Genomic DNA, 16,843 nt, shown 5'->3' on the forward strand with positions numbered 1-16,843 from the left:
GTCAGCTCACCCTCACTCGCGGATCAAGAACGACAACGGCGATGTCCGAGAGAATTGCTCCGATCGCGGTGAGGACCGCTCCGAAGGCGGCGATGGCGACCACGCCGTGGACATCGTTCTTGCTGATGGTGTCCGTGAAATAGCGGCCCATTCCGTTCCAGCCGAAGATCGACTCCGTCAGGATCCCTCCGGTGAACACCGTCGGGATCGTGAACGCGAGTTGCGTGGCGACGGGGATGAGCGAGGTACGCAGGGCGTGCTTGCGCACGGCCTGCGGCTTGGTGAGACCCTTTGCACGGGCGGTCCGGACGTAGTCCGCCTTGATGTTGTCCAGCAGGAGCGAACGCTGCAGGAAGTGGTACTGGGCGTAGCTGATCACGACCAGGGCGATCGTCGGCAGCGTGAGGTGTTGCAGTTTGTCGACGATGAACGGGAAGAAGCCCTCGACGTTCTTGCTGCCCGAACCGGTCACGAAGAAGACCCGCGTACCGACCAGGTCGTTGAACGCGATCGCGAGGAGCACGATTCCCAGCGCGGCGACGACGATGTTGATGTTCATCGTGATGATCGAGGTGGCCTGGCCGATCCGGTCTCCAAGCTTGTACTGCCGGGAGGCCGTGTAGACACCGAGCGCGATGCCGAGAACGGCAGCGATGATCGTGCCCCCGATGACGAGTTCCGCGGAGACCCACATCCGGTACGCCACTTGATCGTTGACGGATTGCCCGACGGGGCTTACTCCCCAGTCCCAGCGCAGGACGATGCCGGTGAACCAGTTCCACCACCGCTCGAGCAGAGGTGTCGCCTCGCTGAGGCCGCGAGGCGCGAGCAGCTTCTCGATCTCTTCGTCGCTGAGGGGCGGGCGCCGTCCCACATAGTTGCTACGCGGGTGCAGGAAGCCCCACGCGAGGAAATACGTGAGGTTCGTCGCCACCACGATCATGAGGAGCCAGCCGAGAAGTCGGCGGAGCAGATACTTGATCAAGACGGTGTTCTTTCTCTCTTCGCAGTCGCCGCACGGGTTCTCCGACGCGGCGCTGGGTCGAAGCCGTTCTCACACCGTCCGCGCCCCGGGGTGGGAGCGCATCCGGATGAGACGGAGCACAGTCGCGTGCGGAACTCGGTTTCGCCCCGCGGCAACTTCGCGAGACTATCACCGCCGTCGCCGGATCGCGATGAGGCGGGCCTCACGTAGAATCGTCCGGATCCCTTCGACCCGCTCAGGAACCCATGTCACCCCGCGCCCTCACCCCTCTCCAGCCGGCCTCGACGCCCGCTGCGCAGATCCGCAACTTCTGCATCATCGCCCACATCGACCACGGCAAGTCGACCCTCGCCGACCGCATGCTCCAGATCACGGGCGTCGTCGCCGATCGGGACATGCGTGCGCAGTACCTCGACCGCATGGACATCGAGCGCGAGCGCGGCATCACGATCAAGAGCCAGGCGGTGCGGATGCCGTGGCAGCTCGACGGCGAGACGTTCGCCCTGAACATGATCGACACCCCGGGCCACGTGGACTTCACCTATGAGGTGTCGCGGTCGCTCGCCGCCTGCGAGGGCGCGATCCTCCTCGTCGACGCGGCGCAGGGGATCGAGGCGCAGACGCTCGCGAACCTCTACCTCGCCCTCGAGAACGATCTGCACATCATCCCGGTGCTCAACAAGATCGATCTTCCGGCCGCGGACCCGGACAAGTTCGCCAAGGAGCTCGCCGACCTCATCGGCGGGCGCCCGGAGGACGTGCTGCGCGTGTCGGGCAAGACGGGCGTCGGCGTGGAGGACCTGCTGGACCGCCTGGTCACCGAGATCCCCGCTCCGGTCGGCGACGCCGAGGCGCCGGCGCGGGCGATGATCTTCGACTCCGTGTACGACTCGTACCGCGGCGTGGTGACCTACGTCCGGATGGTCGACGGCCGCCTGTCGCCGCGCGAGCGGATCCAGATGATGTCCACCGGGGCGACCCACGAGCTGTTGGAGATCGGCGTGTCCAGCCCGGAGCCGGTGCCGACGAAGGGCCTCGGCGTGGGCGAGGTGGGCTACCTCATCACCGGCGTAAAGGACGTGCGCCAGTCCAAGGTGGGCGACACCGTCACGAACGCCCGCAAGCCCGCCGCCGAAGCACTGGCGGGCTACACCGACCCCAAGCCCATGGTCTTCTCCGGCGTGTACCCGATCGACGGGAGCGACTACGCCGAGCTCCGCGAGGCATTGGACAAGCTGAAGCTCTCCGACGCGTCGCTGCAGTACGAGCCGGAGACGTCGGTGGCGCTGGGCTTCGGCTTCCGCTGCGGGTTCCTCGGGCTGCTGCACCTGGAGATCGTGACCGAGCGCCTGTCCCGTGAGTTCGGCCTGGACCTCATCACGACGGCGCCGAGCGTGATCTACGAGGTCACCACCGACACGGGGGAGAAGGTCACCGTCACCAACCCCAGCGAGTACCCGGACGGGCGGGTCGCCTCGGTGGCCGAGCCCATGGTCAAGGCCGCGATCCTGCTGCCCAAGGACTACGTCGGCACGGTGATGGAGCTGTGCCAGTCGCGCCGCGGATCGCTGCTCGGGATGGAGTACTTCTCCGAGGAGCGCGTGGAGCTGCGCTACAACATGCCGCTCGGCGAGATCGTGTTCGACTTCTTCGACCAGCTCAAGTCCAAGACCCAGGGGTACGCCTCGCTCGACTACGAGCCGTCCGGGCAGCAGGAAGCGGACCTCGTGAAGGTCGACATCCTGCTTCAGGGGGACAAGGTGGACGCGTTCAGCTCCATCGTCCACCGGGACAAGGCCTACGCCTACGGCACGATGATGGCGGAACGGCTGCGCAAGCTCATCCCGCGCCAGCAGTTCGAGGTGCCGATCCAGGCCGCCATCGGCGCCCGGATCATCGCCCGCGAGACCATCCGCGCCATGCGCAAGGACGTGCTCGCGAAGTGCTATGGCGGCGACATCACCCGCAAGCGCAAGCTCCTGGAGAAGCAGAAGGAGGGCAAGAAGCGCATGAAGATGGTCGGGCGCGTCGAGGTCCCCCAGGAGGCGTTCATCGCCGCGCTGTCCGGGGACGTCGAAGGCAAGGACAAGAAGTAGTCCGATGCGCCGACCGGCGTATCCGCGCGGGATCACACGTGAGCCGGTGCAGCGCGTTCCCCGCGGGATGCGGCTGATCGAGCGCTCCACGGAGGTTCCGCCCGCGGCGCGGACCGCGGTGGCGTCGTTGATCTCGACGTGGGACTTCAAACGCCGGGTCGGTTTCGGCGCGCCCGAGGCGGCGCCCGCGCCGGGGCAGGTCGGCACGTTGTCCCTCCGCGTGGTCGGGAAGCGGTTCGACGAGCCGGTGCGCGTGGTGTGGGCGGGGGCCTCGGGGTTCGGCTACGAGGCGATGCCAGGACACCCGCTGTACGGCGAGGAGTCGTTCGTCCTTGATGAGTCGGGCCGCTTCACCGCCCGCTCGATCTCGTGCCCCGCCGCGTGGCGCTGGCGCGTCGTCACCCCGGCCCTGCGGATCCTGCAGCATCGCACCATGGCCGCGTACGTGCGCGTGGTGAACGACGCGGTCCGTGAATCGGCGTCGACAAGACGCTGACGGAGCGCCCGGCAAGGAAGGACCTTCTCCTGCGCCCGCCCTCGGTCGTTGTGCGCCCCCGGCCGTTGTGCGAGTGCCGTCCCGGTCGTTGAGCGAGCGGAGCGAGTCGAAACGCACTCACGCCTCGGCCTCCTCCCGGTCGCCGTGGTTGTCCACACCTCCACCCGAGTGTCGTACATATGTTCTACTCTGGGGTCATGTTCACCACCGCCCCGTCGTCTACCGCTCGTTCGCGGGAGGGGTTGTTGGATGCGTGGGTGGCGACGCGTCGGCAGATCGCCCGGTTGGAGGCGGAGGCCTCGGCGTTGTTGGCGGAGCGGGTGACCCTGTTCGAGGGGGATGTGCGGGCTCAGCCGGTGCATCGTGACAGTATTCGCCGGTCGATGATCGCGGAGTACGCCGCGGCGGGGCGGGTGTCGCGGGGGACGGTGGAGCGGGCCTTCGCCGACGCGGAGGTCCTGGCCGCGCAGCTGCCGGACGTGAAGGAGCGGTGGCCGGAAGGGACGATCACTGCTGCGCATGTGCGGGAGATCGTGCACGCGTCGCGGATCCTGCGCGACGCGATCGTCTCGGGCTCGGCGGACCCCGAGGTGTTGACGCTCTATCAGGCGGCGGTGTTGGAGGTCGCGGAGCACGAGTCCCCGGCACGGACCCGGGTGTTGGCGCGGCAGGTCGCCGCCGCCCTGGCGCCTGCCGCGGTGGTGGAGCGGCATCGTGCGGCCTGGCCGGACCGGTGCGTCACGATCCGGTCCCTCGATGACGGTCTCGCGTTGATCACCGCGGTGATCCCCGAGGTCTACGCCGTCGCGATCATGGACCGCCTCACCCGCATGACCCACCACATCCGCCGCCGTCCGGCACCGGACACCACCTCCGGCAACGAAACCGACACCAGGGACGTCATCAACGCCGATACCACCGACGCCGCTGAGGCCCTGGACCTCACCGTTCCCTCCGGTCCTGACACCGCCGATGTCGCAGAACCCACGGGCACCGCGGACACCGCCGATGTCGTGGATGGGCGGACAGCCGATCAGGTCCGCGCGGACCTGTTCACCGACCTGCTCCTCGCCGCCGACCCCACCCCCGTCCACGGCACAGGGCTGGACCGCATCCAGGCGCACATCCAGGTCACCGTCGCCGCGACCACCCTCGCCGGACACGACGACCGACCCGCCGAGCTCGACGACCACGGCCCCCTCCACCCCGACCTCGCCCGCGCCCTCGCCGGCCGACACACTGGATGGACCCGCCTCTTCCTGGGCCCCGACGGCATCCTCACCCACACCGACACCTACACGCCCACCATCCCCATGCGCCGTCACCTCCGCGCCCGCGACCAACACTGCCGATTCCCCGGCTGCACCACCCCCGCGCACCACTGCGACATCGACCACACCCACGATCACGCCCGAGGCGGACCCACCACCCTCACCAACCTCGCCCACCTCTGCCCGACCCACCACACCCTCAAACCCCCCGACATCCCGGACGCCCACCGATGGACCGCACGACAACACCCCGACGGCACCATCCAATGGACCAGCCCTCTCCAACGCACCTACGCCCACCCACCGCCCCGACGCATCATGTTCCTCTAGAGGAGCATTGCCACCCGCGGGACGCAGGGCCGCAGAAGGCGCAGCCGGGGAGAAGGGGCCATGTTCGCCGCGGACGCTGCGCCGGAGAGACGCGCGACGAGGACCGGCGGTGACGCGAACGGCGCACAATGTGGAGAACCTGAGTGAGCGCCGAGAGGTCGGCAAGTAGGCTGGTCTCATGCGTCGCGGGACTTTCCGAGAAGGCACGGTGGACTATGCCGCCGTGGGGGCCACTCACGCCCCCGACCTCATGCAGTATCCGCCGGAGCACAGTCTTCCCGCCGAGGAGTCGTGGCGCATCGGCAGTGGCGAGGAGCGTTTCCGCGTCGCCAGCGAGGCTCTGCTGTCATGGACCGCGCAGCGGGCCGCGGGTCTCGAGATCGAGGATCTGCGCCCGGCGTCCGGCCCCGCCTACGCGGGCGTCAGCTTCGATGCCGAGGGCACGCCCATCGCGCCGAGCAAGAACGAGATCGAGCAGCGCTTCGATGCCGACGGCACGCCGTTCGTCGGCCCCGGCATGACGCTGCGCGTGCGCGGGCGAGCGGGCGGGATGCGTGCGGACGCTGAGCTGCGCGTCATCTCCGTGACGGAGGAGCCGCGGCGGGTGGGCTTCGTGCTCGGCACCGTCGGCGGGTCCGTGGTGAGCGGCGAGGAGTCGTTCGACCTGGACTGGCGCGAGGACACCGACGAGGTCTGGTTCACCGTCCGCGCCTTCGACCGGCCCAACGCCTTCCTGTACCGGACGATCCCGGCGCTCGTGCGCCGTCGTCGACGCGAGCTGTTCGCCCGCTACCTGCGCGCCATCTCGCCGCTGTACACGACGCCGCTGTGAGCGCCGCACGATGAGGGGTCGGCGCTGATGGCCGGGCCCCTTCCGCTCGGCGATGCCGCCCCGGCCGACGGCCGTCTGCCGGAGGACCTGCCGATCGACGCGTCGACGCCCTTCTCGGCGTACCTGCACGTGCCGTTCTGCCGGGTCCGCTGCGGATACTGCGATTTCAACACCTACACCGCCTCCGAGCTGCGCGGCGCCCGTCAGGACACGTACGCGGACACGCTGCTCCAGGAGGTCGCGCTCGCCCGCGGCATTCTGGCGGAGCGGGGCGCGCTGCGGCCCATGGACACGGTCTTCTTCGGCGGTGGCACGCCCACGCTCCTGCCGCCCGGGGACCTCGCCCGGATGCTGGCCGGCGCCGTGGACGCGTTCGGCCTGTGCGCCGGCGCCGAGGTCACCGTCGAGGCGAATCCCGACACCGTCACGGCTCCGGTCGCGCGGGAGCTGGCGGCCGCGGGGGTAACCCGGATGTCGATCGGCATGCAGTCGGCGGTACCGCACGTGCTCGCGGCGCTGGACAGGACCCATCGCCCGGAGAACGTGCGCACGGCGGTCGAGGCCGCTCGGGAAGCGGGCCTGTCCGTCAGCGTCGACCTCATCTACGGCGCCCCCGGCGAGACCCTGGACGACTGGCGCGCCTCGGTGGACGCGGCGGTCGCGCTCGCGCCCGACCACGTGTCGGCCTACGCCCTGATCATCGAGGACGGCACCAAGCTCGCTCGCCAGATCCGCCGTGGTGAGGTCGCCGCTCCCGACGACGATCTTCAGGCGGACATGTACGAGCTGGCCGACGGGCGGCTGGCAGCGGCGGGTCTCGGCTGGTACGAGGTGAGCAACTGGGCGCGCAGCGCCGACCAGCGCTCCCGGCATAACCTCGCGTACTGGCGCGGTTCCGACTGGTGGGGCTTCGGTCCCGGCGCCCACAGTCACGTCGCGGGCCTGCGCTGGTGGAACGTGCGGCACCCGGCCGCGTATGCCCAGCGCCTGGCGGCGGGGGAGTCGCCGGCCGCCGGCACCGAACGGCCCGATGCGCAGGCGGCGCTGCTGGAGCGCATCCTGCTCGGATCCCGCCTGGCCGAGGGACTGCCGCTGGAGGCCCTGCCCAAAGCCGTGCGGCCACGCGTGGCCGGACTCATCGCGGACGGTCTCGCCGAGGGCGGCGCCGCCGTGCGCGGGCTGCTCGTGCTCACGCGGCGCGGGCGCCTGCTGGCGGACGCGGTCGTGCGCACCCTGACCGACTGACCGGGCGGCCGACTGACCGGCCGTCGGCCGACTGACGGGCGAGCAGGGCGGGCCGAGCCGCTCAGGGAAGCAGATCGAGACCGGACGTGCGCCGTTGGGGCACGGTGGCGGACGCCGCGTCGAAGAGCCGGGTCGTGCGGCGCTCGTCGAACGCGCGCCACCCCGGATCCTGCTCGCGGATGAACCGCACCCAGGCCGAGTGCATCTCGTCGGCCAGCTCCTGCGGGGCCTCCGGGCCGGTCATGCGCTGCGACTCGGGATCCGACAGCGCATCGAAGACGAAGCCCAGCTCCAGGGCGTGCGCGGCGCGAAGGTCGCGGATGCGACTGCGCCATGCGAACTCGTAGACGTAGGTGGGGGAGCGGCGGGCCCGTGCGGCACGGGTCATCGGGGCGCGCAGCAGCACGTCGGTCGCGAGCTGTCCGAAGTTCTCACCGGTCGAGGCGCCGGGCGCATCCGCGCGGTACGCCCGGACGGCGCGTCCGGGGATCCGCAGCGCGAGGCGGGCGAGGAGCAGCTTCGCCGGACGGATCTCCGCGAGGGACTCCGGGGGAAACCACAGCCGGTACTCGTCGGTGTTCGTGCCGATCAGGACGGGGATTCCCGCGTCCGCCACCGCCTCACGCGGCTGGCGGGGGAGCGTCTCCGGATCGATCACGAGCTGATAGCCCGGCGCGCCTCCGAGCGGGGACGATCCCGCGGACTGGCGGCGGCGTGCGTCGAGCAGGCGCTCCGGCGACACCGCGGCGAACGACGCGCGATCCGTCCCGACACCCAGCAGCCGTGCGACCTGTGCGGTGACGCGTCCGCCCTTCTGCGGCGTCTGGGCGTCGAGCGGTCCGGACTGGATGATGGCTCCGGCCACGCGTTCGCGGGTGTCGTCGCGGGCCAGCAGCGCGGCGACCAGGGCGCCGCCTGCGGACTCGCCCATCAGGGTGATCCGCGCAGGGTCGCCGCCGAATGCCGCGATCTCGCGGTGGACCCAGCGCAGGGCGGCCGCCGCGTCCTGGAGGCCGAGGTTGCGAGGCGCATCGTCCAGGACGGAGAAGCCTTCGGCGCCGAGCCGGTAGTTGATCGAGACGAAGACGATGCCGGCGCGGGCGAACGGAGTGCCGTCGTAGATCGTCAGGGCGGCGGTGCCGCGCTCCAGCGCCCCGCCGTGGATCCAGAGCACGACGGGCGCCCCGGACGCCGACGACGGGGCCCACACGTTCGCGGTGAGGATCTCGTCGCCCTCGATCCGGACCGATCCGAGCAGCTCGGCGGTCGCACCCCCGTACGGGGACTGCGGGGCGGTGGCGCCGAAGGCGGTGGCCGTCCGGACGCCCTCCCAGGCGGGAGCCGGCTGCGGGGAGCGGAACCGGTTCTCGCCGAACGGGGCCGCGGCATAGGGGATCCCGAGGAATCGGTGGACTCCGGCGATCTCCTCGCCGCGTACGGTACCCGGGGACAGACGGACCTCGACGGCATCGCTCACGCTCGTCATCGTACGGCTCCGGACAGTACGTGCGTTCCCGGGCTGAGGTCGTGCTCCTCGCCGTTCCACCGGACGGTGGCGGGCACGGGCGTCGCGACGGTCAGTGCGTCGCCCTCCACGCGCACGTCGATGGCGCCGTGCGGAGTCGGAACGACCGCGCGGACACGCTCCAGCGTCTCGGGCCTCGGCGCGACCCGCGCCCGCTCGTATCCGGGGAGCTCCGGCGTCACCCCGAGGGTGTGCACGATGACGTCGTGTGCGACCGTCGCTGACCAGCCGTGACAGTACGACCCGCCCTCCCAGCACTCCCGGAGAGCGGTCGGTCCCGTCGCCAGGAGCAGATCCCAGTCCCGGTACAGGGGCAGAAGATCGCCGCCGAGCTCCGCGATGGCGGCATGCACGAGGGAGCGGAAGAACGGCTGCGCGCCCACGACGAACCGCTCGGTGTCCCAGTCCGGCTCATCGCGGCGCCACACCGGCGAACCCGCGCTCGGGCCCCGCTGATCGGCACCATGGTCGGCGAGCGGACTCCGGGTGAACATGACGGCGCGGTCGGTGAGGAGGCGGCGGACGTCGCTGCGGCGATCTGCCGGGACGATGCCGGCGAGGACCGCCGCCGCGGCGACGTGCTCGCTGACACCGGAGCCGAGGGACCCGTCGGGCAGGATGTTGTCGCGATACGCGCCACGGGCCTCGTCCCAGTACGCCTCGAACCCGTCGCGGACGTCGGCGTGAAGCCGGTCCGCCCAGTCGGCGCGGCCCCGGTCGCCCTGCCACGAGGCCATCTCGGCGAACTGCCGCAGCGCACGCGCCCACAGCGCGGTGAGCGCGGCGCTCGAGCCGCGCACCTGCACGGGAGACCAGTCGATGAGCACCCACCCGGGCACGTCGACGAGCCGTCCGTCCCGCAGATAGGGCAGGAACCAGCGGAGGACACCCTCGACCGTCGGCAGCAGGGCGCCGACGAGCCCGCGGTCGCCGGTGTACCGGAAGAGGTTGTGGACGGATGCGATCCAGTGCAGTGCCCAGTCCGGGATCGGCGGGATCCGGGGTGAGGCGAAGTCGCCCGCCGCCGCCATCGGGAGCATTCCGCCCGGACGGGGCCGCGCGAGCAGCTGCGGGTTCCACACCGCGAGGGACCAGTCCGCGTTGGCGACGAGATCGACGCTCTGATGGACCACCGCGTCCCCTGTCCAGGCGCGGCGCTCGCGGGTCGGGCAGTCGAGGTACGCGTCCGCCGCGCTGAGGTCGACGGTGCGCAGACTCACCTCCACGACCCGGTTGAGGAGCTCGTCGCTGCTGGAGAACGAGGCACCGTGGCGCGGTCGGTGCGTCTCCACGAGCTCCGCACGGATGAGTCGAGGCAGCGCCCCGGCGGCCGAGGCGCTGAGGGCCAGGAAGCGTCCGGCCACGAGATCGAAGGGCTCGACCACGGTCTCGCCGTCGCGGAGCACGAGCTGCAGCGGGGCGGCGCTCTCGAACGCAGCCGGTCCCACCGCCTCGAGGAGACCGCCGCGGACGATGTCGCCGGCGGTCCCGGCGAACGTCAGCCGCAGCCGGCCGGACACGATGCGGCCGACGTCGAGGACGGTGACGCGTCCGGTGGAGATGTCGTCGGCGAGCGCGGCGACGAGCTGCGCGGTCGTCGCGGCGACGGCGTCGCTCCCGCTGCGAGCCAGCTCGCCGGTCGGCAGCGCCAGGGGCGTCTCCGCGAGGGCGGGGGCCTGCCGCGGGAGCACCGCGCCGTACGGCTCACCGCCCGGCGTGGTGCGGCCGCGGGGGCCGATGATCGACTGCTCGCGGATCTCCCTCGCCGGGTGCCACGCACCGGACGGATCCGGTCGCGTGGTCCAGTCCGGGTCCAGACGGCGCGCGTCGAAGAGCTCGGCAGGCTGCGACGCGAGGACGCCCTGCGGCGCGGCGGGCGTCCACGCGTCCGCGTCGCAGGCGATCCACTCCGCGTCGGTCGCGACGATTCCCTCGCCGTCGGCCTCCAGCTCCGCGGCGAAGGCTCCGGCGCCCATCGTGTGCGACGCCCGGGATGGGGTCCACCACGGGACGGGGTCGCCGTAGAAGCGTGCCAGGACGGCGATGGTGTTCAGGCCGGGGCGCAGTAGGGCCGTCACGTCCCACTCGTCGTACGTGAGCGCGTCGGCGTCATGACGTGCCGGCCCCGAGCCGACCCGTTCCCCGTTGATCCAGGCGGCGTAGCGCGCGTCGGCCGTGGCGAACAGCGTCGCGCGGCCGGGGGTCGACGGCAGGCTGAAGGATCGGCGCAGCAGGACGCGCTGGTCCGACGTCCCGGGGTCGAGAGCCCCGAGGGGCTCCTCGGGTCCGGGGACGACGAGGCCCGTGGTCCGCGACCAGATCCACCGGCCGCGCCACGGGCGCGCCGTCGTCTGCCGTGGCCAGGTCGCGGTGCTCATGGGCGATTCCTCTCTGCCAGGGCGGCCCGGGTGCGCGCCGCCTCGTCGCGGGTGATGGGGTAGGCCAGGAACACGAGACCTCCGAGCAGGACGAGCGCCACGGGAACCCCCGACTGGGCCAGGGCGATCCCCATGAGCGACAGCGGCGTCTGCTCGCCGCCGGGGACGTAGCCGGTGACGGCGAGGACGTAGGCGACCAGGGCGCCGCCGATCCCGGCGCCGGCCTTGGCGGCGAACGAGCCGATCGAGGCGAGTGCGCCTTCGGTCCGGAACCCGCCGCGCAGCTCCACGTGGTCGGTCAGCTCGGCCAGCAACGCGTAGTTGAGGGCGACGGCGCCGCCGAAGCCCAGTCCGGCCGCGCCGAAACAGACGAGGTAGACGGATCCGGGAAGACCGGGGAGCAGGAGGATCGAGCCGATCCCGACGGCGGCGACGGCGAGGCTGGCGAGATAGGCGGGCTTGAACCCGACCCGCTGGCCGATGAGCGGGCCGCCGATGCTGCCGATGACCATCGGCGCGGCCATCACGAGGGCCACCGCGCTGACGAGCCCGGCGCTTCCCGCGTAGTACGTGAAGAAGAACGGGATCCCGGCCATCAGGGCGGCGTTGCCGGCGCTCGTGGCGAGCTTGGAGACGAGGAGCACCGGGACGGCACGGGAGGAGAAGAACAGCGCCCGCAGGTCGCGGAGGCCGTACCTCTCGCTATGGACGGGCGTCACTCGCTCCCGGGTCAGGAGAGCGCCCGTCGCGGTGAGCGCGAACGAGACGACGGCGACGACGACGGCGTAGACCTGCCACCCCGCAGCACCTCCGCCGAGCAGCGAGACGAGGGGGAGGGACACGCCGATCACCAGTACGGTGCCGAGCAGGTAGGTCGCGCCCTTGATCGCCGCGAGACGACCTCGGGTGCGCGGGGACGCGCTCATGGTCGGCAGGAGCGCGTTCAAGGGGATGTCCATGAGATCGAAGGCGATGCCCCAGACGAGATACGTGATCCAGGCCGCCAGGAGCGCGCCGCCGGCCCACCCCGGCACGAGGAACAGCGCCGCGAAGCTCACCGCGGCGACCCCGCCCCCGAGGAGGAGATACGTCCGGAAGCGGCCCCAGCGCGTCCGCGGCAGGTGGTCGACGAGGTACCCCATCAGCGGGTCGGTGGCCCCGTCGACGATGCGCGCGACCAGCAGGAGCGTGCCGACCGCGGCCGCGCCGATGCCGACGTGGTCGGTCAGGTAGATCAGCAGGAAGGACCCGATCACGGTGGACAGCACGATGTTGCCGAGGTTGGCGGCGAGATAGCCCGCCTTCTCGGAGAGTCGGACGTCGGCGGCGGCCGGGGCCGTGGGAAGCGCGGAGGCGGTCATCGTCGACCTTTCTTCGGGGGTTTCTCTCATGGTCGGTCACAGCCCTCCCTCGGACCAGTGGGCGACTCCCGGAACTCGCGGGGCGTAGTTTGTGATGTATGACAACATCCGCTATCCGACTCTCCGGGCGCGACCTCTCTGCCGAGGTGCGGGATTCCCGGGAGCTCGTCGAACGGGTGATCGCAGCGATCGCGCCGACCGACCCGGCGGCCCACGGCATGGGCGCGACGTCGATCGCCGCGGACATCCGGTGGTCCGTGGCGCAGAGCCTCCGGGCGGTCGCCGATGTCCTCGCCGGGCGCGAGGCGGACTTGGAGCTGATCCGCGCCTCTGCGATCCGGCGGTTCGAAGAGGGCGCCTCGCTCGCCTCGGTCATGACCGCGTACCACCGCGGGATCCAGGAGGTCTGGGCGCTCGTGCGCGAGCGCGCGGCACGGGACGAGGCGGCGTCGCTGGCGGACGCCGGCGAGCGGCTGATGCACCTGCTGGAGCGGATCGGCGGCGCTCTCGCGGAGGACCAGGAACGCGTCTGGACCGTCGTGCACGCGGGGGAGAGGGAGGGGCGGTTCGCCCTGTTCACCGCGCTGACCCAGGGTGGGGACGCGGTCTCCGCGGCGCACCGGTCCGGACGGCCGCTCGCCGATCGGTACGGGGTGCTGGCGGTGCGGATCGTGGGAGAGCCCGGCGGGGCGCCAGACGGCGTCGCCGCGCGACGGGACGTCCAACGGCTCCGCGCGGCGATCGACGCCGCGGTCCCGGGCGAGGAGGTGCTGGCGGTGCTCACGTCCGCGGGCGGCACGGCCCTCGTTCCGGTGCGGGGACCGGGCGTGGCTGAGCGGATCGGCGAGAGTCTGGCGGCGGCATTCGGAGACCGGTCCGCAGCAGGCTGGAGCGAGGCGTCGCCGGCCGGGGTGGCCGACGCGGTCGGCGTCGCGGAGGAGCTGCTCGCCCTCGCGCTCGTCCGGGACGACGTCGGCGGGACCGATCGCGTCGCGACCTTGGACGCGATGCTGCTCGACTACCAGAACTCCCGTCCCGGGCCCGCGCGGCAGGCCCTCGCTCGCTCCCTGGATCCCCTGAGCGAGGATCTCGTCCTCACGGCGCGACGCTATCTGGCGCTGGAGGGGGACAGGAGGAGGACGGCGGCGGCTCTGCACGTGCACCCGAACACGGTCGACTACCGTCTCGGCCGCATCGCCGTCCTGTGCGGATGGGACGCGACCACGCCCACCGGGGCCGCCCAGCTGCGGGCAGCGCTGATCGCGGCGCGACGGGAGGAGGACGCCCGCGGCGGTGCGGCGGGGAGCGTTTCCGGCGGAACCGAGTAGAATTGGCACTCAGTACGGGCGAGTGCCAGCGAAGGAGGGCGGGATGGTCAGTGAACGGGGCCTCCAGGTCCTTCGCGCCATCGTGGAGGACTTCGTCGAGACGAACGAGCCGGTCGGCAGCAAGTCGATCGTCGAGCGGCATGCCTTCGGAGTGTCCGCGGCCACGATCCGCAACGACATGGCGCAGCTGGAGGACGAGGACCTGATCGTCGCGCCCCACACGTCGTCGGGCCGGGTGCCGACCGACAAGGGCTACCGGGTCTTCGTCGACCACCTGGCGCAGCTGCGCCCGCTCTCGAGCGCGCAGCGCTCCGCGATCACCGCGTTCCTCACGGATCCCGCCGATCTCGACGACCTCATGGTGCGGACGGTGCGGGTGCTGACGCGGCTGACCGGCCAGGTGGCGCTCGCGCAGTACCCGTCGTTCGCGCGGGCGCACGTCACGCACGTGGAGCTGGTCGCCCTCGCGCCGAACCGCCTGCTGACCGTGCTCGTCACGGATGCCGGCGGGGTCTCGCAGCGCATCGTGACCCTTCCCGCCGACCTCGACGACGCCGAGATCGCCGTCGTGCGGGCACGTCTCACGGTCCTGCTCACGGGCCGTTCGGTGCGTCGGGGCCTCGAAGGGATCGCGGCCCTCCAGGACGCCCCCGAGGCCACTCCGCTCGGGATCGCGCAGGCCGCGCTGGTCCGTGCCGTGTCCGAGGAGCTGGAGGAGTTCCGCCAGGAACGGCTGGTGATGGCGGGCGCGGCGACCCTCGCCCGCCGGGAGCACGACTTCCGCGGCAGCATCCACCCGCTCCTGGAGGCGATCGAGGAGCAGGTGACCCTGCTGCGTCTGATGAGCGAGATGGTCACGGACGAGCAGGGGCTCGCCGCGAGCATCGGCGCGGAGAACGAGGCCTTCGGGCTGCCCGAGGCGTCGATCGTGGCGAGCAACTACATGTCGCCGGGCGGGACGGCGCGCGTCGGCGTCATGGGCCCGACGCGCATGGACTATCCGAGCAACCTCGCGGCGGCGCGGGCCGTGGCCCGCTATCTGTCGCGGCTGCTCGACGAGGATGAGGCGGGTCGCTGAGCGACGCGCGGGGGACGAGGCGGAGCACGCCCGTCCGGAAAGGTGACTGTGGCTGACCACTACGAGGTCCTCGGCGTGTCCCGTGACGCGAGCGAGGAGGAGATCAAGAAGGCGTACCGGCGGCTGGCGCGCCAGCTCCACCCGGACGTCAACCCGAGCGAGGAGGCCGCCGAGCGGTTCAAGCTCGTGACGCACGCGTACGACGTGCTCAGCGACGCCGATGCGCGGCGCCGCTACGACATGGGCGGCGACGAGAACGGCGGCGGATTCGGCGGATTCGGCGGGTTCGGCGACATCTTCGAGACCTTCTTCGGAGCGGCCGGCGGCGGGCGCTCCGCACGTCCGCGTTCCCGGCGCGAGCGGGGACAGGACGCGCTCGTGCGGATCACCCTCGACCTCGGCGACGTCGTGTTCGGCGTCCACCGCGACATCGAGGTCGACACTGCGGTCCTCTGCGAGACCTGCCAGGGCTCGTGCTGCCAGGAGGGGACCTCTCCGGTCACCTGCGACATCTGCCGCGGCACCGGCCACGTGCAGCAGCAGGTCCGCGGTCTGCTGGGCACGGTGCTGACGACGGCGCCGTGTGGATCCTGCGAGGGATACGGCACGACCATCCCGTATCCCTGCGCCACCTGCAACGGCCAGGGTCGCGTCCGTTCGCGGCGCACCGTCGGCCTCGACATCCCCGCCGGCGTCGAGACCGGGCTCCGGCTGCAGCTTCCCGGGTCCGGCGAGGTCGGGCGCGCGGGCGGGCCGAACGGCGACCTGTACATCGAGGTCACCGTCACGCCGCATCCGACGTTCAGCCGGGAGGGCGACGATCTGCTCGCCACGCTCGAGGTCGCGATGACCGATGCGATCCTCGGGGCCACGACGACGATCGACGGCCTGGACGGGTCGGTGGATCTGGAGATCCGCCCGGGTGTCCAGTCCGGCGACGTGCTGACGATCAAGGGGCGGGGGATCACCCCGCTGCGCGGCAGCCAGCGCGGAGACCTGCGCGTCGGCGTCCAGGTGCTCACCCCGACGAAGCTCGACGGCAAGCAGCGCGCGCTGATCGAGGACTTCGCCAAGCGCGCCAAGGCGCCGTCCCCGCGGCTGTCGGAGTTCCATCAGGGGCTCTTCTCCAAGCTTCGCGACCGTTTCCGCAACGGCTGATCGGGGCTGGCCATGGCGCTGCACTTCCTCATCGACGACGCCGCGGGCGCCGAACCGGGCGCGGTCGTCTCGCTCACCGGAGCGGAGGCCAAGCACGCGGCGGTGGTCCGCCGCGTCCGCCCCGACGAGGTCGTGACCCTCGGCGACGGGCGGGGCGTCTGGCTCGAAGGCCGCGCCGAGCACGTCGAGCCCGGGCGGGTCGACGTGCGCATCGCCGAGCGACGGGAGGTGCCCCGTCCGGCCCCGCGGATCGTGCTGGCGCAGGCGCTCGCGAAGGGGGACAGGGACGAGCTCGCCGTGCAGGCCGCGTGCGAGCTCGGGGCCGACGAGATCGTGCCGTGGCAGGCCGCGCGCAGCGTGTCCCGCTGGGAGGGCGCCAAGGCGGTCAAGGGGCGCGAGCGCTGGAGCAGCATCGTGCGCGAGGCCGCGAAGCAGGCGCATCGCGCCTGGATCCCGGACGTCGCCGCCCCGGAGCGCACCGCCGACCTCGTCGCGCGGGCGGCCGCCCAGCGCGTGCTGCTCCTCGACCCCACCGCGCCCGGACGGCTCTCGGCCATCGAGGTCGATGACCGCGACCTCGTCCTCGTCGTCGGCCCGGAGGGCGGAATCGCACCGGAGGAGCTCGAGCGGCTCAGCGACGCGGGAGCCGAGCGCGTCCGGCTCGGCGACACCGTGCTGCGCACCTCCACGGCGGGTCCGGCCGCGATCGCCCTGCTCTCGTCCGCGCTCGGACGCTGGTGAGGAGAGGCGCCGCGACGAC

At 71.8% G+C, this 16,843-nt stretch carries 13 protein-coding genes; 9 read left to right on the plus strand and 4 right to left on the minus strand.

What is annotated here, in order from left to right; translation table 11 throughout:
• Position 1: 1 nt before the first annotated feature.
• Entirely contained in the window at positions 2-985 is a 984-nt protein-coding gene (locus K8F61_RS03380; RefSeq protein WP_231820682.1) for an ABC transporter permease, read from the minus strand.
• A 245-nt stretch (positions 986-1,230) separates the two neighbouring features.
• Here K8F61_RS03380 and lepA point away from each other — a divergent pair, with 245 nt between their 5' ends.
• From lepA to hemW, 5 genes are all read left to right on the plus strand, one after another.
• Complete coding sequence (gene lepA / locus K8F61_RS03385) at positions 1,231-3,081, plus strand: translation elongation factor 4 (RefSeq protein WP_231820683.1); 1,851 nt, start codon at positions 1,231-1,233, stop codon at positions 3,079-3,081.
• Between the two features lie 4 nt (positions 3,082-3,085).
• Complete coding sequence (locus tag K8F61_RS03390; RefSeq protein ID WP_231820684.1) at positions 3,086-3,577, plus strand: DUF1990 family protein; 492 nt, start codon at positions 3,086-3,088, stop codon at positions 3,575-3,577.
• Between the two features lie 257 nt (positions 3,578-3,834).
• Positions 3,835-5,178, plus strand: a complete 1,344-nt coding sequence (locus tag K8F61_RS03395) for an HNH endonuclease signature motif containing protein (protein ID WP_231820685.1) — start codon at positions 3,835-3,837, stop codon at positions 5,176-5,178.
• 178 nt (positions 5,179-5,356) lie between these two features.
• Complete coding sequence (locus K8F61_RS03400) at positions 5,357-6,010, plus strand: DUF1990 family protein (RefSeq protein ID WP_067242682.1); 654 nt, start codon at positions 5,357-5,359, stop codon at positions 6,008-6,010.
• Between the two features lie 27 nt (positions 6,011-6,037).
• A complete protein-coding gene (gene hemW / locus K8F61_RS03405; RefSeq protein ID WP_231820686.1) occupies positions 6,038-7,255 on the plus strand; it encodes a radical SAM family heme chaperone HemW in 1,218 nt (405 codons plus the stop codon).
• 61 nt (positions 7,256-7,316) lie between these two features.
• Here the strand turns inward: hemW and K8F61_RS03410 are convergent, their stop codons facing one another.
• From K8F61_RS03410 to K8F61_RS03420, 3 genes are read right to left on the minus strand one after another with little or no spacing between them, the layout of a single operon-like run.
• Positions 7,317-8,741, minus strand: coding sequence for a carboxylesterase/lipase family protein (locus K8F61_RS03410; protein ID WP_231820687.1), 1,425 nt, complete (start codon positions 8,739-8,741; stop codon positions 7,317-7,319).
• On the minus strand, positions 8,738-11,158 hold the full coding sequence (locus K8F61_RS03415; RefSeq protein WP_231820688.1) for an alpha-L-rhamnosidase-related protein: 2,421 nt from the start codon (positions 11,156-11,158) through the stop codon (positions 8,738-8,740). The genes K8F61_RS03410 and K8F61_RS03415 overlap by 4 nt, the downstream gene beginning before the upstream one ends.
• A complete protein-coding gene (locus tag K8F61_RS03420) occupies positions 11,155-12,519 on the minus strand; it encodes an MFS transporter (RefSeq protein WP_231820689.1) in 1,365 nt (454 codons plus the stop codon). Before K8F61_RS03420 ends, K8F61_RS03415 begins: the two co-directional genes overlap by 4 nt.
• Before the next feature lie 98 nt (positions 12,520-12,617).
• Here K8F61_RS03420 and K8F61_RS03425 point away from each other — a divergent pair, with 98 nt between their 5' ends.
• From K8F61_RS03425 to K8F61_RS03440, 4 genes are read left to right on the plus strand one after another with little or no spacing between them, the layout of a single operon-like run.
• The gene (locus K8F61_RS03425; protein ID WP_231820690.1) at positions 12,618-13,847 is read left to right on the plus strand and encodes a PucR family transcriptional regulator; all 1,230 of its coding nucleotides are present in this window, start codon (positions 12,618-12,620) and stop codon (positions 13,845-13,847) included.
• Positions 13,848-13,890: 43 nt separating this feature from the next.
• Complete coding sequence (hrcA, locus tag K8F61_RS03430; protein WP_231820691.1) at positions 13,891-14,925, plus strand: heat-inducible transcriptional repressor HrcA; 1,035 nt, start codon at positions 13,891-13,893, stop codon at positions 14,923-14,925.
• A gap of 48 nt (positions 14,926-14,973) precedes the next feature.
• Positions 14,974-16,083, plus strand: a complete 1,110-nt coding sequence (dnaJ, locus tag K8F61_RS03435) for a molecular chaperone DnaJ (protein WP_231820692.1) — start codon at positions 14,974-14,976, stop codon at positions 16,081-16,083.
• A 12-nt stretch (positions 16,084-16,095) separates the two neighbouring features.
• Positions 16,096-16,824, plus strand: a complete 729-nt coding sequence (locus K8F61_RS03440) for a 16S rRNA (uracil(1498)-N(3))-methyltransferase (protein WP_231820693.1) — start codon at positions 16,096-16,098, stop codon at positions 16,822-16,824.
• Positions 16,825-16,843 lie beyond the last annotated feature (19 nt).

This window comes from Microbacterium resistens, assembly GCF_021172025.1.
Classification (GTDB): Bacteria; Actinomycetota; Actinomycetes; order Actinomycetales; family Microbacteriaceae; genus Microbacterium; species Microbacterium resistens.

Coding starts and splice junctions, on each gene's coding strand:
- hemW (WP_231820686.1), top strand. CDS start 6,038: ATGGCCGGGCCCCTTCCGCTCGGCGATGCCGCCCCGGCCGACGGCCGT.
- lepA (WP_231820683.1), top strand. CDS start 1,231: ATGTCACCCCGCGCCCTCACCCCTCTCCAGCCGGCCTCGACGCCCGCT.
- K8F61_RS03400 (WP_067242682.1), top strand. CDS start 5,357: ATGCGTCGCGGGACTTTCCGAGAAGGCACGGTGGACTATGCCGCCGTG.
- K8F61_RS03415 (WP_231820688.1), bottom strand. CDS start 11,158: ATGAGCACCGCGACCTGGCCACGGCAGACGACGGCGCGCCCGTGGCGC.
- K8F61_RS03390 (WP_231820684.1), top strand. CDS start 3,086: ATGCGCCGACCGGCGTATCCGCGCGGGATCACACGTGAGCCGGTGCAG.
- K8F61_RS03425 (WP_231820690.1), top strand. CDS start 12,618: ATGACAACATCCGCTATCCGACTCTCCGGGCGCGACCTCTCTGCCGAG.
- K8F61_RS03420 (WP_231820689.1), bottom strand. CDS start 12,519: ATGACCGCCTCCGCGCTTCCCACGGCCCCGGCCGCCGCCGACGTCCGA.
- K8F61_RS03440 (WP_231820693.1), top strand. CDS start 16,096: ATGGCGCTGCACTTCCTCATCGACGACGCCGCGGGCGCCGAACCGGGC.
- K8F61_RS03410 (WP_231820687.1), bottom strand. CDS start 8,741: ATGACGAGCGTGAGCGATGCCGTCGAGGTCCGTCTGTCCCCGGGTACC.
- hrcA (WP_231820691.1), top strand. CDS start 13,891: ATGGTCAGTGAACGGGGCCTCCAGGTCCTTCGCGCCATCGTGGAGGAC.